Consider the following 22056-nt stretch of genomic DNA (forward strand, 5'->3'; position numbering starts at 1 on the left):
CGAGTCAAAGTAAGCTGAGGCGTCTTAAAATTCAATGGGTACCACAAGTGCTCTAATTGACCACCCTTACTTTTGAGTTGCGTTTCGACTGCCTTGTAGCGTGCAATAACATCACGAATCGCATTTTGCGTAAGTTGGGATTTTAGACTAAACGTCTCACGAACTGTATGATAGATTTCTTTGTGAATACTAAATTGCTTCAAGTTAAAGTTGTGGTTAAAAATCCATTCGGAAACAAAATTCAAAGCTCTGGTATACGTATTCATCGTATCTTTAAAGGTTTGAACTTGTTTTTCATCCGGAAAGATTTGTTGTTTAGCTGTAAGTGTAATATCCATATCCCAAAACCCCCTTTCACTAAATAAATTATATCATAATTAATAGTGAAAGGTTAACAGAAAGGACTTCTATAGTGAAAAAATCTAAAGAATTGAGTTCCACAAACCCACCAATTCCTCTCGGCACTAAAGTACCGAGTTTCCTTGGTGGTGAAACTATATGAAAGTGATCACACACAGTGAAGAAGAAACAAAATCTCTGGCCAAGCGACTGGCTGATCAGCTGAAACCCGGAATGACGCTCCTTCTTGAAGGGCAGCTTGGAGCAGGGAAAACAACTTTTACAAAAGGTATAGCTGAGGCACTAGGTATAAGCAGGGCAGTAAAAAGTCCAACCTACACATTGATAAAAGAATACACAGACGGGACACTCCCTCTTTACCATATGGACCTTTATCGACTGGAAGATTCAGAAGATGAGGACCTGGGTCTGGATGATTATTTTTATGGCGAAGGAATCACGGTCGTTGAATGGGGATCATTTATGAAAGAAGATCTTCCTGAAGAATTTATAGCAGTGTCAATCAGTACGTCAGACAATCTGAATGACCGTGAGATCAAATTCTCGGCCCAAGGTGACCAGTACAGAGAAGTATTAGAACGATTGGAGTGAGTTTGATATGGTAAAAGAGCAGACACTGGACTGTATTATCAGAGAAGCGATACCGGACGATGCCGAAGCAGTCATCGATCTGCTGAATCGGACAGCCACTCAGACAGGGTTTATGACCCAGGGGGAAGAAGGACTGGGTATCACTGTTGCAGAAGAAGCTGAAGAGCTGGACAAAATTTATCATTCGGATAACAATACAATACTCCTTGCAGTGGTTGATGGACAAGTCATCGGGATTGCTTCGATCCATGCTTCTTCCAAACCGAAGATCAGGCACATTGGAGACATCGGCATTGTGATCGACAAGGATTACTGGGGTATGGGACTGGGTCGAGTGATGATGGAAGACCTGATTGACTGGGCACAGGAGTCCGAAGTGATCAAGCGTCTTCAGCTGCAGGTTCAGCACAGGAACACGCGTGCCCGAGCTCTGTATGACTCTTTAGGTTTCGATCTTGAAGCAATCATGAAATATGGCGTCAAGGACGCTGGTGAATACCTCGATGTTTGTCAGATGAGCAGGTTAGTATTATAGAAAAATGCTGGACATTCCCTGAATGATTGGGGAGTGTCCAGCATTTTTTTGCTTTTATGACATTTGGTATGACCTTCCATATTTTCGTAACACCGGAATTCAGATGGAAATGGACTCAGAGTGAGGGAGCAGTCGCCACAATAGCACCCAGCTCTCGCCGTCATGTTACCTGCTTATTATCCATTCTACTTAATAAAACGAGTCAGCGTTGATTGTCCGAATTCTTTTTCCTGATTCAGAAGAATTGTCGCACACGCTCGTGCATCTTCCAAAGCATGGTGGTGATTAAACGGAATACCATAATAAGCCGCGACTGTGTTCAGTTTATGATTCGGCAGCATTTTAAGCAGAGCCCGGGAGGAACGGACGGTACATAAGGTTTTAAACTGAGGGATCTGTAAGCCGTAATAAGACAATGTACCAGTTAGGATGCGTTTGTCAAATGGCATATTGTGAGCAATCACTAGTTGGTCTCTAGTGAAGTACTGATTCAATTCATTCCATACTTCAGGAAACTTAGGTGAATCAAGGACATCCGTTTCTCTAATGCCGTGGATCTGAGTGTTGATGCGGTCAAACCAAGTCTCAGGCTGGATCAGTGAATAATACTCGTCGACAATCTCACTGTCTCTTACAATCGTCAATGCCACAGAACAGGCACTGTGTGTCTGGCGGTTGGCTGTTTCAAAATCTATTGCAGTAAAATTCATAAATGCTCCTCTTTATCTTTGTTTATATTAATCATTGTTCAGTATGTCAAAGTATAGCATGACTGTCCCATACTTCAAGCGAACAAACTGCTTTAATTGTGTAGATTCTATTACAGAAGGGGTGTTATTCTCTGACACAAAGTCTGTTTTAAAGAGCTTATCAGTTATCAATCTGACTGATAACAAAACAAATAAAGAAAGCGCTTGTCTGTAATCAATTACATACATTAAGCTTGGCTTGTAAAGAATTTTGCAGACTAAAATTAGGAGGAAGCACACATGGCAAAAGATGGATTGAAAATTGTAACAATCGGTGGAGGGTCCAGTTATACACCTGAACTGATCGAAGGATATATTAAACGACAGGATTTGCTTCCAATCAGTGAGATCGTGCTTGTAGATATTGAAGCCGGTAAACACAAACTGGATATTGTTGGCGCAATGGCCAGACGAATGGTCAAAGCAGCAGGGCTCGACTGGAAAGTTACGCTGACATTAGATAGAAAATCAGCTTTAAAAGATGCTGACTTTGTCACTACACAATTTAGAGTTGGACTTCTAGATGCACGAGTGAAAGATGAGCGTATCCCGTTGTCACATGGCGTACTGGGGCAGGAGACAAATGGAGCCGGGGGAATGTTTAAAGCTTTCCGTACTATTCCCGTTATTCTCGGTATCATTGAAGACATGAAAACACAGTGTCCGGATGCCTGGCTGGTTAACTTCACAAATCCAGCTGGAATGGTAACAGAAGCGGCAATCAAGCATGGTGGATGGAAGAAAACAGTAGGTCTGTGTAATGTGCCGATCGGCCACCGAAAAATGGCTGCCGAAAAACTGGATATCCCGGAAAAAGACTTGTTCTTCAAGTTCGCCGGAATCAACCACTTCCACTGGCACCGTGTCTGGGACAAGCAGGGGCTGGAGCGGACACACGAAGTCATCGATGCGATCTACAAACCGACTGACGAGGATCAGGAAAGTCATCTGAAAAATATTCACAATGCCAGTTTCCATTACGAACAGATCAGAGCGCTTGAGATGCTTCCATGCGGTTACCATAGATATTATTATGCAGAAGATGAGATGCTGAAGCACTCGATTGAGGAATTTGAGAAAGGGGAAACCAGAGCTCAAGTTGTTAAGAAAACCGAATCGAGATTGTTCGAGCTTTACAAGGATCCTGAATTGGATTATAAGCCTGAAGAGCTGTCCCAGCGTGGAGGCACACATTATAGTGATGCAGCGTGTGAAATCATTGCTGCGATTCAAAACGATCTTCGCACAGAAATGGTCGTTTCGACCGAGAATAATGGAACAGTTACAGACCTGCCATATGACTGTGCTGTAGAAGTATCTGGGGTGGTCACGTCTCACGGATTTGAGCCCTATAACTGGGGAACCTTCACTCCTGAAGCGAGAGGCGTCATCCAAAGTATGAAAGGGATGGAAGAAACCGTCATCCGTGCTGCAATCGATGGAGACTATAATCGTGCATTAAGTGCATTTATCGTCAACCCGCTTGTGCCAGGAGGAGTCGTTGCAAAAGATATACTTGATCAGATGCTTTATGCTCACAAAGATCATCTGCCTCAGTTTGCAGATAAAATCAGAGAGATTGAAGAGAACCAGCCAGATACAATCAATTATGTCGACGAGCTGATGAAAAGTAATTAAACTAAAACAGTGCGGCTCCCTGTAATAAGGGAAACGCACTGTTTTTTTGATAACATGAATTTATTTAAATGGCAGAACTTTCTTTCTCAGCTCCATGATGACTGTCGTGCTGAGGGCAAGTCCGGCAGCGATAGCCCACTGCACAAATCCAAATGAGTCAGGAATCGAGAAGACTCCTCTGACACCAGGAAGTAGTGTTAGACTATACAAGCCAGAACAGACAACGAAAGCGATCAGGACAAATTTATTTTTAAAGAAGCCTGCTTCCACACTCGTCTGAGTGATAGATCGAGCAGAAAAGACTTGCAGGGAACGAGCCAGAATCAGGGTAGTAAAGGCCATGGCGACACTAATTTCAGGTGTATAGTTCGACAGCCCTATAAACTGAGAAATAATGACAGCCAGCCCGATCAGACTTCCTCTGAATATGACAGTCTGAAGCGTTTGTCCGGAGAAAATCGTTTCATCTGGATCTCTCGGTTTTTCGTTCATGACATTCGGTTCTTTAGGTTCGAGACCTAAGGCAATTGCAGGCAGTGAATCATTGACTAGATTGATGAACAGCAGCTGCAGCGTCGTAAATGGACTGATCCAGTTCATGATCAGAGCAAACAGGATAGCGATGACAGCTCCGAGGTTACCGGAAAACAGGTAGGCGGTCGCCTTCTTGATGTTACTGTAAATCGTTCGTCCGACAGATACTGCCTTGACGATCGAAACGAAGTTGTCGTCTGTGAGGATCATATCTGAAGCATCTTTAGCGACATCAGTTCCACTGCCCATGGCTATTCCTATATCGGCCTGTTTAAGGGCGGGTGCATCATTGACGCCGTCACCTGTCATCGCAGTTATCTGGTTCTTATTCTGCCAAGCCTTTACAATACGTATTTTGTTTTCAGGTGTGACTCGAGCGTAGACAGTGATTTTTTCCAGGTTTTCCATTAATTCATCATCAGACAAGGCATCCAGTTCCTGACCGGTAAGAGCCAGGTCACCTTCGCTAGAAATGTTCAGGTCTCTGGCGATTGCTCGGGCAGTCGTTTTGTGGTCTCCGGTGATCATGATTGTCTTGATGCCAGCAGCAGTAGCATCTTCTACTGCGTGGTAGACTTCCTGACGAGGCGGATCGATCATAGCCAGCAGTCCAACGAAAATCAGATCATTTTCGTCTTCAACATCAATGTCTTCTTTATCGATTGGCTTATATGCAAAAGCCAGTACGCGCATAGCCTGATTAGAAAAGTACTCGTTCTGCTCAACCAGTTCTTTTTGAAGCTCTTCGGTTAAGTAGACGACTTCTCCGTTCATTTTAATTTTTGAACACAGAGAGAAGATGACATCTGGGCCACCTTTGACCAAAAGCCTTTTTTCTCCATCAATCTCATGCACAGTAGACATGCGTTTACGGCTGGAATCAAACGGCAGTTCTGCAAGACGTGGGTAGGATTTACGTACAGTGTCGTAAGGCAGATTCTGTTTATTGCTGTATGCAATCAATGCAACTTCAGTGGGATCGCCACTTGATTCTCCGTTTTCACTTAATGTGGAGTCATTAGTCAGTGTAGCCACCTGCATCAGGATCTGTTCGGACTGAGTCCATTTTTCAGGATCGCCGGAGAACAGATTAGATTTACCATTTGGAATGTAGGCATCGACAACAGTCATTTTATTTTGAGTCAAGGTACCTGTTTTGTCTGTACAAATCACACTGGTGGAACCGAGCGTTTCTACGGCCGGAAGCTGTCTGATGATGGCATGCTGTTTAGCCATCTTATTTGTACCCACTGAAAGAACGATGGTCACGATCGACTGCAGAGCTTCAGGAATGGCAGCAACAGCGACAGCAACGGCAAACATAAATGCATCCAACAATGGGACTGTAATATCTTCAGCATTACCTAAGAAGATACGCCCTGCTTGAATAGCGAATATGAGAATAGACAGAAGCAGGATACCCCAGCCCAGTTTCTTACTGAAGTGTTCCAGTTTACGCTGCAGAGGCGTCTGTTTGGAAGAAGCGCCTTGAATCAGCTGAGCCACTTTCCCCATTTCAGTGGACTCTCCGATTGCAGTGACGACAAAGTTCCCTCGTCCGTAAGTGACCAACGTTCCACTGTAGACCATATTGATTCGGTCGGCAAGAGGTGTATCTTCAGCCAGTTCATTTGTTATTTTTTCAGATGAAACTGATTCCCCAGTCAGCGACCCCTCCTGGACTTGAAGCGATTCAGCTTCTACCAGGCGACCGTCGGCAGGAATATTATCTCCCGCTTCCAGTACAACAATATCACCAACTGTGATGTGTTTAGCTTCGATCGATTGAGTTGAACCATCTCTCAGTACTTTGGCACTAGGTGATGTCATCTTACTAAGAGATTCCAATGAATCTTCCGCTTTCTTTGTCTGCACGACACTTAGAATAGAGTTCAGTATCAGAACTGTAAAAATGATCAGTGGTTCGAGCGTTTCGCCGATCAGGATCTGAATGATGGCCACGATCAGGAGAACGATGACCATAGGATCCTTGAACGATTCGATAAATAGGGACAAAATCGAGCGTCGATCCTTTTGAGCGATTTCGTTTAAGCCATACTGCTCCAGGCGACTGGTTGCCTCCTCTGTAGTCAGCCCTTCACGGGAAGCATTCAGTTCTGTTAGAACTTCTTCACTCTTACGTTTATAGTAATCCATCTAATTATCCTTTCTACTAATCGGAAGCAATAGATAAAAAAAGACGCATACGGAAGGCCTATTCCGTATACGTCTCACAATTTAATGCAGCACCAGCAGATGAGTAATCTACGATTGGTGGCACTGCAACAGAAAATATCCTGCCTATTACTCCCGTACAGTATTCATTTGTTGTGATAATTATAATCCCTCTTAACTAAAATAGCAACAATTAAATATCCTGCAAACTTTTATGAGGAGATTTGTCTGACTATCAGTCATGCGAGCACTTTAAACCTGATGTTATCAGCCCACTGTTAATGATGATTTTAGTACGCTGGATTAACCGCATTAAAACGAGGTGAACCCATGACCCAGTCGCTTTTAAAAATAAGAAACTGCATGAACAGTTTAAAAATCACTCTCGCAGCACTTTTGACCATCATGATTGGAGGAGTTCTTCTTTCTTTGCTAATAAGTCATCAATCTGGACAAGAAGGGTCTGTTTTCGATCGTTTTTTACATCTGCTTCACTTGTGTCGATCAACAGCTTTTGATACATTGTTAGAAGAGTTGACGCATTGTAATACAGAAGTTCTAAGGATAGATAAAAAGCAGGACAATCTGGATGCATGTAAGATCTTTCTTCCGGAAGCTGAACCTGAAGATTGATCCGACTGTCGAGCTTAAGGAGGACAAGCACTACTTAGGTATCGTCCAAAAGGATTATTTTGACAGATTTGCAGAAGAAACCTTTTTAGGCTATGATTTAAGACTTGACGATTAGATGACAATTCCCGGTAATTGTACACATTCAGACGCATTAGTGTTAAAATTAATGTGATTTGCATGCTAACAAGATCCGAATGCCATCAAGTCATGAAATTGGATCCGTGGCAGATCATTAAAGGATCCAGGCGTTAACGAGAGGACAATCGATTATAATGAATGTAAAAAAACTTAAAAAGTATTTTCCAAACGCAACAATAAAAGAGAATGAACCTTTATCTAAATATACTTATACTAAAACAGGTGGACCGGCAGATGCACTGATCTTTCCGAAAACGAAAGAAGAAGTTCAGGCCTTGGTTAAATGGTTATATGAGCAGAGCTGGCCAGTCACTATTCTTGGGAATGCCAGCAACCTTATTGTGAAAGATGGGGGAATCCGTGGGGCTGTCATCATTCTGACGGACATGAACCAGATCATAGTAAAAGAGAACAGCATTAGAGTACTAACGGGTGCACCTCTTATCGAAGTCAGTAAACGGGCGTATCAGTCCAGTCTTACCGGACTTGAGTTCGCCTGTGGAATCCCGGGAAGCGTTGGTGGGGCAGTATACATGAATGCTGGAGCTTACGGCGGGGAAGTGAGAGAAGTGATCCGTAAAGTCACTGTCCTTACCCGTGACGGCGAAATTTTCGAACGGACGAATGACGAAATGGAATTTTCTTATCGTCACAGCAAGCTTCAGGAGACGGATGAAATTGCGCTGGAAGTCGTATTTGAGCTGACAAAAGGCGATCCTGAAGCGATCAAAGAGAAGATGGATGAGCTGACCTATCTCAGAACATCCAAACAGCCGCTGGAATACCCGTCCTGCGGATCTGTCTTCAAGCGTCCTACAGGCTACTTCACAGGTAAACTAATTCAGGAGGCCGGTCTACAGGGACTGAAATGGGGAGGCGCGCAAGTATCCACTAAGCATGCCGGATTTATTGTCAATATTGACAATGCGACAGCCACGGATTATATTGAGCTGATCGAACATATTAAGGAAGTTATTTTGGATAAAGATGGCGTCCAGCTGGAAACAGAAGTGAAAATAATTGGTGAAGACCATCCTGCTGTTATCGAGAGCAATGACACATTGATAAAAAAAGCGACTAGCAGTTTCAAGGCGAAACTTAAAACGATCATGCCTTTGACAGAAGAAAATTAAATGAAGGAGCAGCTGGTGACCACAAAGCGGTGAGACGTCGTTAACGGGTTGCAGGCTGCTCTTTTACATTGGACAGACGGAGGAAATCAGATGAAAATAGGTGTTGTCGGATTAGGAACTATTGCACAGAAAGCTTATCTCCCACTCTATACGACTCATTTTTCCGAGCATGAGTGGCACTTTTCTACACGCAGTCAGGAAAAGCTGCAGGAACTGGGGAGACAGTACGGCTTATATCCTGAGCAGCTGCATACATCCTGGAGAGACTTGACGGAGATAGTGGATGCCGTGTGCATACATACCCCTACACATACGCCTTATGAGGTGGTTTCATATTTTCTGAATCATTCGATTCCAGTGTTGATCGATAAGCCGCTGACAGAAGAACTGGATAAGACTAAAGAGCTGATGACTCTGGCTAAAGAGAAACAGGTACCGTTAATGATCGGATTTAATCGACGGTTTGCACCCAATGTAAGGGAACTGGCTGATGTCAAAGATGCCAATATGCTGATCGTTCAGAAGAATCAGTCAGATGCCACAGACTTTCCGGTCAGATACCGTATCTTCGATATGATGATTCATCCAATTGATACAGCAGTCTTTTTATTAAATGACCAGAATATCGACGTAGTAGATTCTGAAGTTATCGAAGAAGGGGGCCAGTTCAAGCGCGCGTGGGTCATGCTTAAAACGAGGCAGACGACTGCACTGGTTTCTATAAATAACGAATCAGGAACTAAAAGAGAGACACTTGAACTTCAAAGTCCTTCCGGAACATACACAGTTGAAGACCTAACAGAGCTTTCGATTTACACTGAAGAAGGAAGGCTCACTCAAACTGCCGGTGACTGGACTGGCACACTGGTAAAAAGAGGCTTTGAACCGATGATCCAGTCATTTATAGAAGCTCTGGAGAAGAAAGCAGCTGTCCCCGTGTCGCTTGACTCCGCACTGATCAGCCACTCCATATGCGAGTCGATCTGCTTGAAGTACGAAATGGAACAGTAGTGATACCTTAAGTTCCGTCGTATGATCAGCAATATTGAAATGATATAAAAGAATCGCTGCAGCTGGCATATGTTCCACTTGATTCTCTGCCAGATAAAAAGAATGACCGATGGCGTCACTTTTTAAACATATTTAGTGACTATTATAAGAAAAACAACTGAATAAATATTGCTTTTCACCCCTTAATCGCTATAATTATAAAGGTTAATTAAATCGGTTATAAAGGGGTGTTTTTTGTTGACTGAAGAGATAATTGTTTCCTTCGATCAGGTAGAAAAAAAATATGATAAAGAGAGTGTCTTAAAGTCCATTTCGTTTGAATTGGAGAAAGGGAAATTTTATACCTTACTCGGTCCATCAGGATGTGGAAAGTCGACGATACTGAATCTGATCGCCGGATTTACGACACCTACTGAAGGGACTATTCTGATTAATGGAGAAGAAACAAAGAACACACCTCCAAATAAAAGAAAAGTCAATACAGTTTTTCAGGACTATGCCTTGTTCCCTCATATGAATGTTTTCGATAATGTGGCTTTTGGGCTGAAAATGAAAAAAATGAACAAACAGGATATCAGTAAGAAGGTCAGTGACGTGCTTAAACTCGTCAGACTGGCTGGCTTTGAAGAACGGGGAATAGCTGAGATGTCCGGTGGGCAGAAGCAGCGAGTAGCGATCGCCCGGGCTCTTGTAAACGAACCGGACATGCTGCTGCTGGATGAGCCATTATCCGCATTGGACCTGAAACTGCGGACAGATATGCAGTATGAACTGCGAGAACTTCAGCGGCGCCTTGGGATTACTTTTCTTTTTGTTACTCATGATCAGGAAGAAGCTCTGGCGATGAGTGATGAAATTATGGTTATGAAAGAAGGCGAAATCATCCAGACTGGTACGCCGAATGATATTTACGATGAGCCGATCAACCGATATGTGGCTGACTTTATCGGGGAAAGCAATATTGTAGAAGGCCGTATGGTTGAGGATTATGTTGTGTCATTTGCTGGCAAACGTTTCGCGTGTGTTGACGGAGGCATGACATCTAATGAGAAAGTTGATGTTGTGATTCGTCCGGAAGATCTCGTAGTCAATCAGGCTGATGAAGGAGGTCTGCAGATCAGTGTTCAAAGTCAGTTATTCAGAGGGGTCCATTATGAGATCGTTGGACTGGATGATGAAGGAAACAGCTGGATGGTCCACTCCACGAAGAAGACAGAAATCGGCAAACGAGTCGGTCTTCAATTTGATCCACAAGATATCCACATCATGCGTATAAATGAAACCGAAGAAGCTTTCGATGAGCGGATCGAGCAGTTTTCCGGATTATCCTCGACATCAGAGGTGAGAGGAGAAGGGGCAGATGACTAGACAGCGCAAACTTCTTTCGATCCCTTATTACCTGTGGATCGTTTTATTTGTCGTTTTTCCAGTTTTGTTACTGCTTGTACAGTCATTTCGGGGGCTTGACGGATCATTTACACTGACGAACATACAGACTTATTTTACGTCTCAAGTCTATCTGACGATGACGATGCAGTCGTTTTTATATGCTTTTCTGATTACTGTGCTGACACTAGCCATCAGTTATCCGGCTGCCTACTTCCTGACGCAGACTAAGCACAAACAGTTATGGCTGCTGGTTTTGATTTTGCCGACGTGGATGAATATCTTGCTGAAAGCTTACGCCTTTATCGGCATTCTAAGTCAGACAGGCTTTGTCAATCAGCTCCTGGAAACTATAGGTATTGGAGCGCAGCAGTTGCTCTTTACTAGACTCAGTTTTCTGATCGTGGCTACTTACATTGAAATTCCATTTATGCTTCTTCCGGTCTTCAATGCCATTGATGAAATAGATGGATCGATGGTCCTTGCCAGCCGGGATCTGGGAGCCAATGAGTGGCAGACGTTTAGATCTGTGATTTTTCCGATATCTCTGTCTGGTGTGAGAAGTGGAATCCAGGCCGTATTCATTCCTTCCTTGTCTCTTTTCATGCTGACTAGACTAATCGCGGGGAACCGTGTCATTACTTTGGGTACAGCAATCGAACAGAACTTTCTGGTTACACAGAACTGGGGAATGGGATCAACGATGGGCATTATCCTGATTCTGATCATGTTTGCGGTTATGTACGTGACACGTAAACGAAGAAAGGGAGTGCCGGGAAGATGACCAAGAATAAAAACTGGGCAAAGATTTATTTATTCGTCGTATTCATTCTGCTTTATACACCCATTGCCTATTTAATATACTATTCCTTTAATGAAGCGGGAACGATGAACCAGTTCAGCGGATTTACACTGGAACACTATGCAGCATTGGCAGAAGACTCAAGACTGCTGATTATTGCACTGGACACGATCAGGGTGGCTCTCTTGTCAGCTCTTATTGCAACAGTGATCGGGACATTTGGTGCTATTGGTATATACTTTTCAAGGAGACGTCAGACTAAAAACTTGCTTCTGAGTCTGAATAACATTCTTCTGGTATCACCTGATGTCATCATCGGAGCAAGCTTCCTGCTGCTCTTCACTCTAGTAGGGTTTCAGCTGGGTTTTTACTCCGTACTCCTTTCTCATATTGCTTTCAGCATCCCGATCGTCGTTCTGATGGTCCTTCCGCGGCTGGAAGAAATGAACGGGAATATGATTACAGCTGCCAGAGATCTTGGAGCCAACCATTTCCAGGTGCTCAAGGAGATTATTCTTCCGAGCATTACGCCTGGGATACTGGCCGGCTACTTTATGGCGTTTACCTACTCGATCGATGATTTTGCGGTGACCTTCTTTGTAACTGGGAACGGCTTTGCGACGTTGTCTGTAGAAATTTATTCCAGGGCACGCCAAGGTGTCAGTCTGGAAATCAACGCGTTGAGTACAATCCTTTTCCTTGCTGCATTCAGCCTTGTTGCCGGATACTATTTCATCCAGCAGCAGCGCACACGACATAAACTGGCCCACATGGATCCGACAAATCATGAAAAGGCGGTGACGCCATAATGAAAAAACTGATTAATTTGTCACTGGTTATTATTGGACTCACAACGGCTGCTTTCCTGGGAGGACGTTACATCGAGCAGGCTCAAGGGACAAGTGGAGCAGATGTTTTCCACTTGTATAACTGGGGGGACTATATCGATTCCGATCTGATTGAGCAGTTTGAAGAAGAGACGGGTTACCGCGTTGTCTACGAAACATTCGATTCTAATGAAGCCATGTATACAAAGGTCCAGCAGGGCGGGACGGGGTATGACCTGGTAATTCCAAGTGAATACATGATCGAGCGGATGATTGAAGAAAACTTAGTCGTGGAACTAGACCATTCTAGAATCGAGGGCCTGGAACACATCGATCCTGATTTTCTCGATCTGAACTTTGATCCGGGGAACCGTTACTCGATTCCTTATTTCTGGGGAACACTCGGAATTGCATACAACGAAGACCTGTTGGAAGGTTTTGAACCGGAAAGCTGGGAAGACTTGTACCGACCTGAACTGGCGGACAGTATACTGATGATCGATGGGGCCCGAGAAGTTATAGGGATCGGCCTTCAGACTTTAGGCTATTCACTCAATTCAAGAGACTCATCCGAACTTCAGCAAGCAGCAGACCAGCTGACTGAACTGTCACCAAACATCAAGGCACTGGTGGCTGACGAAATCAAGATGTACATGATCCAGGAAGAGGCTGCGATTGCGGTCACTTACTCTGGAGAAGCGGCAGATATGATGTGGGAGAACGAATCCATTGTCTATATTCTACCCGAAGAAGGATCGAATCTCTGGTTCGACAACATGGTGATTCCGCACACTGTACAGAATGAAGAAGCGGCGTATGCTTTCATCAACTTCATGCTGGATCCTGAAATAGCTGCCCAGAACGCAGACTATATCGGTTACAGCACACCAAACCAGACGGCAATGGGCTACCTACCTGAAGAAACAGTGGAAGACGAGCAGTTTTATCCGAGCCAAGATATGATGGACAATCTGGAAGTCTACGAAGACCTCGGACTGGAATACACCGGGATTTACAATGACCTGTTTCTGGAGTTTAAAATGATCAAATAAAGTTAGTTTAAGAAGTGAGACTTAATCATCAAGTCTTACTTCTTTTTTCTATGCTATAATTTAATTACATATATACGAAGGAGAGAGACGGATGAACTTAAAGAAGATGGTCGGCTACAAAGCGACAGAATTTGTAAAGGACGGAATGATTGTTGGGCTAGGAACAGGATCTACGGCCTACTACATGGTTGAGGCGATTGGAAAACGTGTGAAAGAAGAAGGATTGTCTATTGTTGGCGTCACAACCTCTCACAGAACAACTGATCAGGCAAGAGAACTTGGTATCCCGTTAAAAGATATCGATGAAGTTGATCATATTGACGTGACCATCGATGGGGCGGATGAAATTTCAGATGACTTCCAAGGCATAAAAGGAGGAGGAGCTGCGCACCTCTTTGAAAAAATGGTCGCGAACCTGTCTGAAGAAATCATCTGGATCGTGGACGACAGCAAAATGGCATCTAAATTAGGCGCATTCCCTCTCCCAGTAGAAGTGGTGAAATTCGGATGCGGACAAGTACTAAAGCGTTTAAAAAAAGAGAATCTGAATCCCGAATTTCGTCTGAATGATGACGGGAGCAAACTGGAGACTGATTCAGGCAACTATATCATTGATCTGCATTTGGGAACGATTGAAGATCCTCATAAACTCGCATCCTTCCTGGACTCTGTCACAGGTGTAGTGGAACACGGGCTGTTTCTAGATACCGTCACTAAGGTGATCATCGGAAGAGAAGACGGACTAGAAGTGATCGATGTGGAAAGATAAGAGACACTAATAGTAGGAGACACTAATAGACCTGCAGAGCGGCTGGACGAATCGTCTGTCTCCCTGCAGGTCTTTTTTCTTTTTGTAGGGGTTGCATGTAGTAGCCCCGGCACTCGGGTAAGGAACCAAACTGAGTTAAGGCGCAATCGTTATAGCTCCGGCACTCGGGTATGGAACCAAACTGAGTTAAGGCGCAATCGTTATAGCTCCGGCACTCGGGTATGGAACCAAACTGAGTTAAGGTGCAATCGTCAAAGCACCGGCACTCGGGTATGGAATCAATCTGAGTTAAGGTGCAATCGTCAAAGCACCATAAGTCGGAATGGAAAATCGACTTGAGCTCCTTATCAAACGTAAAAATAGAACATCTAGATGCATGAACGCATCTAAATTCACGACGAAACCACCGAAGTGTTTATTACAGTATCATTCATTCAGACAAATAACCCATCTTCCTCCATCATACGGCCCATTTGCAGTAACCAATGCTCTTTACCTTTCGGAGCGGTGAACTGAATTCCCAAAGGCATGCCTTCTTTTGTCAAATGTGTGGGCAGGCTGATTGCAGGCTGGCCAGTCAGATTGGCTTGTTGAGTAAATGGAGTTATCGATAGACTTTCTTCCCACATATCCCAGATAAGCTGTTGTTGGTCAGCGGGTGAGAAAGTGTCAATGTGTCTCATTTTCTTTTTAAAAGATTCAGACCAGTAGATCTTGTCCACTCTCGGAGCAGGCTCAGCTGTTGTCGGCTGAAGTAGCAAGTCGTATCGTTCATTGAATAAAGCCGCTTTTTCCGCTGCATCATCCCATGTGCTCAGTGTATTTGAATACTCAGCTGCACTGACTTTTTTGCCTGACTGATACAGGACCCAGGTCAGCAGTTCCACATCCTCCATTGTGATCGACCGACCGAGAGCTTTCTCCATATTCCCAAGCATAGCTGCAGTTTCTCCGGAATTCATAACATAGTAGAATTTCATCAAATCTACACCATCAATATCTGGTTCACTCTGGTCTACCGCAAACCCTTTCTGTTCGAGCCAGTTGACAGCGTTTAGAACAGTGTCTTCAGCTTCGCTGCTTACCTGACTGCCGATCGGAGATTTCAGGGAAAAGGCGATTCTCATCTTTTTATTAAGTGGGGCAGTCAGACTGTTAAGATAGCCTTCCCTGTACAAGGGTGTCTGAAAAGCAGCTGCAGGCTGCACGACTTGCATGTGGTCGAGCAAAGCAGCAGCATCCCTGATTGATTTTGTCAGAGCGAAGCTGATGGCGGCACCTTGCCACGCCCGCCCTGCTCCAGGGCCAATAGGTGTTCTGCCGCGAGTCGGTTTCAGTCCGACTAAGCCGGTAAATGAAGCCGGTATGCGGATTGATCCACCGCCATCACTTGCTCCAGCTATAGGCACCATTCCTGATGCGACTGCGGAGGCAGCACCGCCGCTTGATCCTCCTGCGCTGTACTCAGAGTTAAAAGGATTGCGTGCCGGACCAAAAAGATCGGAGTGCGTGATATTGGTAAAACCGAACTCCGGTACATTCGTCGATCCGATAGGAATAAATCCTGATTTCTGCAGCTGGGCAACAAAGTGGCTGGTATATGATGACCAGTTATCTTTTAACAGTTTGGAACCTGCCCGGGCAGGTTCTCCGATCATGTTCTGACCCAGCTCCTTTAAAAGGATCGGCACACCACCAAAAGGACCGTTTGCCCATGATTCTTCTCGTGATTCACTAAGTGCAGTTTCTTCTCTTGTGTGGACGACTGCATTTAACAGCGCATTTTGTTCTTTAATCGATTTGAAGCTGGCCATAAGGAGTTCCTCAGATGAAACCTGCCCGTTTCTGATCTGCTCCGAGTAATACATCCCATCCTTAGTCCGGTCAATATGAAAGCTCATAGTTTTATCCTTCCTTGTTCAGTCAATTTTTTTCAGTATATCAGTCAGGTGTAAGGAATCAATAGTGCAGGAGATAATAGGCTTGAATAATCAGTCAGACTAACGAAGCAGGAATGTGAATAAAGGCTTATTACAGGTGTTTGCAGAATTTGTATCACAAATAAAAAGAATTTTGATGAATCATAAAGACAAAATTGTACATCATCATAATATTAAGAATGGCGGTAAAATAGTGATAAGATCCTGATTTATTTCTTTGTCTCGTCCTCTCAAATAACAAAATCGACTATAATTTTGACTTTAAAATTTCAGGTTGCTATGATTTTGAAGGAAAAACGAAAGGAGACAATGAAAAATGAACAAATCACTATTGATGAGGATGGCACTGCTTGGAAGCGTCATAACACTGACAGCCTGTGGGGAAAGTGGTGCCAGTGAGAATAGTTCAGATAACTGGGATGAGATACAAGAAGCGGGTGTGATCCGTGCAGCGACATCTGGTACATATTTTCCAAACTCATATCATGATGCTGAAACAAATGAACTGACTGGCTTTGAAGTTGAAATACTGAGGGAAGTGGCTGATCGTCTGGAACTGGACATTGAATTTACTGAAATGAATGTAGACGGCATGCTGACGTCTCTGAACAGTGAACAGATTGATGTTGCCGCCTTGAGTATCAGTCACGCCGGAGAAAATGCGGACCGATACAACTACACGATACCTTATAAGTATTCATATATGTCCATGATTGTCCGGGAAGAAGACAACTCAGGGATTGAAGAAATGGAAGATCTTGACGGAAAACGGGCAGCTGGAGCGGCTACGACTACGTATATGCAGATTGCAGAGCAGTATGGAGCAGAACTGGCAATTTATGATAACGCCACAAACGACCAGTATTTATGGGACGTAGCGAATGGGCGAACAGACTTGATCATAAATGACTTTTACGGACAGACCATGGCACTGACGGCTTTCCCGGATATTCCAGTCCACATTCATGAAGAGCTATTCTTCAATCCAAGTTATACTAATTTCTCTCTTAAACTAGGCAATGACACCTTGACTGAACAGATCGACCAGGCACTGGAAGCTATGCATGAAGATGGGACACTCAGTGAGATCTCAGAGACATTTTATTATGGGGAAGATGTGACGGTTGAACAGGACTTTGACATCATGACCATCGAACTAGAGGGGTAGCCATGCAATCAATTGAATGGCAGTATATATTTGATCCAGATCTGGCCTGGGAATCTTTGCCGTTTTTATTAAGAGGCGTGCCATATACCTTGGGCATTGCCTTGGTGAGTACGGCCATTGGAGCAGTGATAGGAATGGTCATCGCTCTGATGAGATTGTCTCCATCCAGAATATTAAGGTGGATCGCCCGCTTGTATGTTTCCTTTATGAGGGGGACGCCGGCACTCGTCTTTTTGTTTCTGATTTATTTTGGGCTGCCTTTTGTAAACATTCAGTTTAATGCACTGACGTCGGCTATTATCTGCTTCAGTCTAAACGGAGCGGCCTATATTTCTGAGATTTTCCGGTCATCCATATCATCCGTGCATCGGGGGCAATGGGAAGCGGCAACCGTTCTTGGAATGACTCCTTATGTCACGTTGAAAGATATAATTCTTCCGCAGGCTTTCAGAATAGCGATCCCACCTTTGAGTAGTGTGCTCCTGGATGTCATCAAGGGAACATCTCTAGCAGCCATGATTACAGTCAACGAAATTTTTCAAAATGCCAGAGTAGTGGGAGGAAGAGAGCACGATTATATGACGATGTATATTCTTGTTGCAGCAATTTACTGGGTGATCTGCAGCCTCTTCGGACTATTTCAGGACTATCTCGAAACAGTCTCCTCCAGGTATATCGTCAACTGATGTATTCTATTTTCACGCCAAAAGAAGACCCTGCACTTTTAGAATAGTGCAGGGTCTATCTTTATTAATCAGGCATATGAAAGAATGCCCTTGTTTTTCAGTTGCTTAAGCATATCTTCAGTCATTTTTTCAAGATCGTACTTAGGTGAGAATCCCCATTCTTCCTGAGCAGCTGTTGTATCGATGGCATTTGGCCAAGACTCTGCGATCCCTTGTCTAATTGGATCAACATCATAAATCAGCTTGAATTCAGGTAAGTGTTTCTTGATAGCCTGTTCAACATCTTCAGGTGCAATGCTCATAGCACTGACATTGTAAGCATTGCGGTTGACCAGCTGGTCGCTCGGTGTCTCCATCAGTTGAATGATCAAGTCGACTGCGTCAGGCATGTACATCATATCCATGTATGTGCCTTTGCCGATAAAAGATGTATACGCATTGTTTTTCAGTGCTTCATAGTAAATATCGACAGCATAGTCTGTCGTTCCGCCGCCAGGAAGGGTGTCGTAGGAAATCAGACCAGGGAAACGGACGCTTCGTGTATCCACTCCGAATTTCTGGAAATAATAATCCCCGAGCATCTCTCCGCTGACTTTTGTGACACCGTACATAGTTGTCGGACGCTGGATCGTGACCTGGGGTGTCTGATCTTTAGGTGTCTGAGGACCGAAAGCCCCGATTGAGCTGGGTGTGAAGAACTTCAAGTCGTACTCGCGCGACAGCTCAAGTGCGTTGATCAGTCCGCCCATGTTCAAATTCCAGGCCAGCTGAGGTTTTGCTTCGGCAACAGCTGACAGTAATGCAGCCAGGTGGATAAATGTATCAACTTGATACTGTTCAACCAAATCCTTCATGCGATTTGCATCGGTCACATCCAGGATTTCGAAAATACCATCAGTGACCACTTTAGAATCTTCAGGCTGTCTGATATCAGTAGCGATAACGTTTTCTTTCCCATAGACTTCACGCAATCTGATTGTAAGCTCTGATCCGATCTGACCTAAAGCTCCAGTAATGATAATTTTTTTCACTCGTAAACCTCCGACTTTTTGTCTATTATTTATTACCAGCAGAAAGAGAAAAGATGAGGCTCACCTTTTCTCTATTAGTCTATAAATTAACTGATAACATCGAGTTCCTTGCCGATTTTTTTGTAAATGTCAAGTACTTTGTCCAGCTGGTCCTTGGTGTGAGCGGCACTTGGCATATTTCTTACTCGACCTGTTCCACGTGGGACTGTAGGGAAGACGATCGATTTTGCATAGACGCCTTCTTCTGTCAGACGTTTGGAGAAACGCTGAGTCAGTTTTTCTTCACCGATAATACAAGGGGTGATAGGTGTTTCTGAATCGCCGATGTTGAAGCCCAGATCTTTAAGGCCGGCTTTCAGATATCGACCATTTTCCCAAAGACGTTCGTGTTCTTCAGTTGAGCTGGACATGATATCGATGGCTTCGATACATGCTGCAGCAGCTCCAGGAGTCAGTGAGGTAGAAAACAGGAAAGGACGGGCACGAACCTTCAGCCAATCAATTAGGTTCTGAGTTCCAGCGACATAACCTCCGACAACTCCGACTGCTTTAGACAGTGTCCCCATCTGGAAATCGATTTTATCCTGAAGACCAAAATGTTTAACTGTCCCGGCACCTTTACCCATGACGCCTGATCCATGTGCATCATCAACATACGTAATCAGATCGAATTCTTCAGCGATTTCAACGATTTCAGGCAATTTCGCAACATCGCCATCCATTGAAAAGACACCGTCAGTGATGTACATGATTTTTTCATACTGTCTGCTTTCAACAGCTTCTTTAGCTTTTGCTCTCAGATCATCCATATCCTGGTGTTTGACACGGATAACTTTTGCTCCGGATAGACGGCATCCGTCAATGATAGACGCGTGATTCAGTTCGTCAGACAGGATTGCATCATTCTTGTTCATAACCGCAGAAATTGCGCCCATGTTGCAGTTGAAACCTGACTGGAAAGCGACGGCTGCTTCAGTGTGCTTGAATTCAGCTATTTTTGCTTCCAGTTCGTCGTGGATCGACTGAGTTCCGTTGATTGTTCTAACGGCACCGGCACCTACACCGTAAGTGTCAGTTGCTTCATTTGCTTTAACTTTAAGACGTTCATCATTTGCAAATCCCAAGTAGTTGTTAGAAGACAGATTGATCAGGTTTTTACCGTTGACCGTAATTTCAGATCCGTTGGGTCCCTGAATCGTGTCGATTTCATTATAAAGACCTTGATCCTTCAATTCCTGAAGATTATTTTCGAGAAAGGTATTCAACTTTTGACTAGTCATATAATCGCTCCTTTGAGTAATTGGTTGTGCATTTCCTTATAATTCTACCACTCTTTTAGATGGACGTGTAGTACTGTAAGTCTTTATTGGAAGATTCTTATCGACTCTGAGAGAAATCTACTTAATAAAGGCAATACTTGTGATAAAATAAGGCTTACATAATAAAATGAATGGAGTGTTATGAGAATGAGAATGATTGACTTGATTCAGAAGAAACAGCATAGACAAGAACTGACAGAAGAAGAAATTAAATGGATGATCGACCAGTATACAAGCGATGTTATTCCTGATTACCAGATGAGCGCAATGGCTATGGCAATCTATTTTAATGGAATGAACAATGATGAACGTAGTGCCCTGACAATGGCCATGGTCGAATCCGGTGATCAGATCGACTTGTCCGATATCGAAGGCGTAAAAGTGGACAAGCATTCAACTGGCGGAGTAGGCGATACAACTACCCTGGTCCTTGCACCTCTTGTGGCTAGCATAGGGGTTCCAGTAGCTAAAATGAGCGGTCGTGGACTAGGACATACAGGCGGAACAATCGATAAGCTTGAAGCTATCCCAGGTTTTCATGTTGAACTGTCTCAGCAGGACTTCACTGAACTGGTCAACAAAAATAAAGTGGCAGTAGTTGGACAGTCAGGAAATCTGACACCGGCTGACAAAAAGTTATATGCCCTTCGTGATGTGACAGGCACTGTCGAGTCGATTCCTCTAATTGCGAGTTCAATCATGAGTAAAAAAATTGCCTCGGGTGCAGATGCAATCGTTCTGGACGTTAAAACCGGAGCCGGAGCATTCATGAAAAACGTGGAGCAGGCAAAAGAACTGGCTGAAACCATGGTCAATATCGGGAAATCAGTTGGAAGACAGACGATGGCCGTTATTTCTGATATGAGTCAGCCACTTGGAAATGCGATTGGAAATGGTCTGGAGGTAAAAGAAGCGATCGATACGCTTAAAGGGCACGGACCGGAAGACCTGACTGAACTGTGTCTCGTTCTTGGAAGTCAGATGGCTTATTTAGGAGGAGCGGCAGACACTCTTGAGAAAGCGCGGACCCTTCTGGAAGCAAACCTTAAAAACGGCAAAGCGCTTGAAGTCTTCAAGACATTTGTGGAAGCACAAGGCGGGGATGCTTCAGTAGCCGATAATCCTGAAACGGTCCTTCCAGTTGCTTCATATACTAAGGAAGTTTTAGCTGATCAGGATGGAGTCGTTTCTGAAATCATTGCTGATCAGATCGGAATTGCAGCGATGATGCTGGGTGCCGGACGTGAAACGAAAGAAAGTCAGATCGACTTGTCTGCAGGACTTTACCTTCATAAAAAAGTTGGAGATAAAGTCAGTGCGGGAGAGTCTATTGCTACCTTGTATTCCAACAAAGAAATCAGCGATGAGGTTGGCGAAAGAGTTCTGACTAATGTCAAACTGTCAGACAGCGCAACTGAACCGACATTGGTGTATGACATCGTTCAGTAAATAATGGGTGAGTGAAGCAGTCTTCGGTGTCTTGAAGCTATGTGTAAAGTTTATGTAGGAAGCAGAAAAATATAGGGTAGACAAAAAGAAAGAAGACCCTTAATCTAGAATTTGCAGAAACTAGAGAGAA

At 44.0% G+C, this 22056-nt stretch carries 19 protein-coding genes and 1 pseudogene; 14 read left to right on the forward strand and 6 right to left on the reverse strand.

The window, feature by feature from the left end:
- Positions 1–338 (reverse strand): annotated as a pseudogene (locus tag BLR76_RS07685) (RNA-guided endonuclease TnpB family protein); the annotation flags it as partial.
- Positions 339–498: 160 nt separating this feature from the next.
- Here BLR76_RS07685 and tsaE point away from each other — a divergent pair.
- Together tsaE and BLR76_RS07695 are read left to right on the forward strand one after the other, a co-directional pair.
- On the forward strand, positions 499–951 hold the full coding sequence (gene tsaE / locus BLR76_RS07690; protein ID WP_091267608.1) for a tRNA (adenosine(37)-N6)-threonylcarbamoyltransferase complex ATPase subunit type 1 TsaE: 453 nt from the start codon (positions 499–501) through the stop codon (positions 949–951).
- A 7-nt stretch (positions 952–958) separates the two neighbouring features.
- A complete protein-coding gene (locus tag BLR76_RS07695; RefSeq protein WP_091267611.1) occupies positions 959–1486 on the forward strand; it encodes a GNAT family N-acetyltransferase in 528 nt (175 codons plus the stop codon).
- A gap of 185 nt (positions 1487–1671) precedes the next feature.
- On the opposite strand, the gene BLR76_RS07700 is transcribed toward BLR76_RS07695, so the two are convergent.
- Positions 1672–2196 carry a 3'-5' exonuclease gene (locus tag BLR76_RS07700; protein ID WP_091267616.1) on the reverse strand — a complete coding sequence of 175 codons (525 nt, stop codon included), beginning with the start codon at positions 2194–2196 and terminating at the stop codon, positions 1672–1674.
- Between the two features lie 279 nt (positions 2197–2475).
- On the opposite strand from BLR76_RS07700, the gene BLR76_RS07705 reads away from it, so the two are divergent.
- Positions 2476–3873, forward strand: coding sequence for a 6-phospho-beta-glucosidase (locus BLR76_RS07705; RefSeq protein ID WP_091267619.1), 1398 nt, complete (start codon positions 2476–2478; stop codon positions 3871–3873).
- A 60-nt stretch (positions 3874–3933) separates the two neighbouring features.
- Here the strand turns inward: BLR76_RS07705 and BLR76_RS07710 are convergent, their stop codons facing one another.
- Entirely contained in the window at positions 3934–6564 is a 2631-nt protein-coding gene (locus BLR76_RS07710) for a calcium-translocating P-type ATPase, PMCA-type (RefSeq protein WP_091267623.1), read from the reverse strand.
- Between the two features lie 381 nt (positions 6565–6945).
- On the opposite strand from BLR76_RS07710, the gene BLR76_RS11620 reads away from it, so the two are divergent.
- From BLR76_RS11620 to rpiA, 8 genes are all read left to right on the forward strand, one after another.
- The gene (locus BLR76_RS11620) at positions 6946–7215 is read left to right on the forward strand and encodes a hypothetical protein (RefSeq protein ID WP_143009215.1); all 270 of its coding nucleotides are present in this window, start codon (positions 6946–6948) and stop codon (positions 7213–7215) included.
- Between the two features lie 272 nt (positions 7216–7487).
- Positions 7488–8486 (forward strand): UDP-N-acetylmuramate dehydrogenase, encoded by a 999-nt coding sequence (murB, locus tag BLR76_RS07720; RefSeq protein ID WP_091267629.1) that lies wholly within the window; start codon positions 7488–7490, stop codon positions 8484–8486.
- Positions 8487–8576: 90 nt separating this feature from the next.
- Positions 8577–9497 carry a Gfo/Idh/MocA family protein gene (locus BLR76_RS07725; protein ID WP_091267631.1) on the forward strand — a complete coding sequence of 307 codons (921 nt, stop codon included), beginning with the start codon at positions 8577–8579 and terminating at the stop codon, positions 9495–9497.
- A gap of 237 nt (positions 9498–9734) precedes the next feature.
- Positions 9735–10865 carry an ABC transporter ATP-binding protein gene (locus tag BLR76_RS07730; RefSeq protein WP_091267633.1) on the forward strand — a complete coding sequence of 377 codons (1131 nt, stop codon included), beginning with the start codon at positions 9735–9737 and terminating at the stop codon, positions 10863–10865.
- Positions 10858–11667: an ABC transporter permease gene (locus BLR76_RS07735; protein WP_091267635.1), complete on the forward strand. Its 810-nt coding sequence runs from the start codon at positions 10858–10860 to the stop codon at positions 11665–11667. Before BLR76_RS07730 ends, BLR76_RS07735 begins: the two co-directional genes overlap by 8 nt.
- The gene (locus BLR76_RS07740) at positions 11664–12494 is read left to right on the forward strand and encodes an ABC transporter permease (protein ID WP_091267637.1); all 831 of its coding nucleotides are present in this window, start codon (positions 11664–11666) and stop codon (positions 12492–12494) included. The genes BLR76_RS07735 and BLR76_RS07740 overlap by 4 nt, the downstream gene beginning before the upstream one ends.
- On the forward strand, positions 12494–13564 hold the full coding sequence (locus BLR76_RS07745; RefSeq protein WP_091267640.1) for an ABC transporter substrate-binding protein: 1071 nt from the start codon (positions 12494–12496) through the stop codon (positions 13562–13564). Before BLR76_RS07740 ends, BLR76_RS07745 begins: the two co-directional genes overlap by 1 nt.
- A 91-nt stretch (positions 13565–13655) precedes the next feature.
- On the forward strand, positions 13656–14333 hold the full coding sequence (rpiA, locus tag BLR76_RS07750; RefSeq protein WP_091267643.1) for a ribose-5-phosphate isomerase RpiA: 678 nt from the start codon (positions 13656–13658) through the stop codon (positions 14331–14333).
- Positions 14334–14767: 434 nt separating this feature from the next.
- Here rpiA and BLR76_RS07755 read toward each other — a convergent pair whose 3' ends face one another.
- A complete protein-coding gene (locus BLR76_RS07755; RefSeq protein ID WP_091267645.1) occupies positions 14768–16234 on the reverse strand; it encodes an amidase in 1467 nt (488 codons plus the stop codon).
- A 355-nt stretch (positions 16235–16589) separates the two neighbouring features.
- Here BLR76_RS07755 and BLR76_RS07760 point away from each other — a divergent pair, with 355 nt between their 5' ends.
- Positions 16590–17441, forward strand: a complete 852-nt coding sequence (locus tag BLR76_RS07760) for a transporter substrate-binding domain-containing protein (protein ID WP_091267647.1) — start codon at positions 16590–16592, stop codon at positions 17439–17441.
- Positions 17442–17443: 2 nt separating this feature from the next.
- Positions 17444–18127, forward strand: a complete 684-nt coding sequence (locus tag BLR76_RS07765) for an amino acid ABC transporter permease (RefSeq protein WP_091267648.1) — start codon at positions 17444–17446, stop codon at positions 18125–18127.
- Positions 18128–18195: 68 nt separating this feature from the next.
- Here BLR76_RS07765 and BLR76_RS07770 read toward each other — a convergent pair whose 3' ends face one another.
- The gene (locus tag BLR76_RS07770; protein WP_091267651.1) at positions 18196–19158 is read right to left on the reverse strand and encodes an L-threonine 3-dehydrogenase; all 963 of its coding nucleotides are present in this window, start codon (positions 19156–19158) and stop codon (positions 18196–18198) included.
- Positions 19159–19244: 86 nt separating this feature from the next.
- Entirely contained in the window at positions 19245–20438 is a 1194-nt protein-coding gene (locus tag BLR76_RS07775; RefSeq protein ID WP_091267654.1) for a glycine C-acetyltransferase, read from the reverse strand.
- 186 nt (positions 20439–20624) lie between these two features.
- On the opposite strand from BLR76_RS07775, the gene BLR76_RS07780 reads away from it, so the two are divergent.
- Positions 20625–21926 (forward strand): pyrimidine-nucleoside phosphorylase, encoded by a 1302-nt coding sequence (locus tag BLR76_RS07780; RefSeq protein ID WP_091267657.1) that lies wholly within the window; start codon positions 20625–20627, stop codon positions 21924–21926.
- Positions 21927–22056 lie beyond the last annotated feature (130 nt).

The organism is Alkalibacterium thalassium, from assembly GCF_900101165.1.
GTDB lineage: Bacteria > Bacillota > Bacilli > Lactobacillales > Carnobacteriaceae_A > Alkalibacterium > Alkalibacterium indicireducens.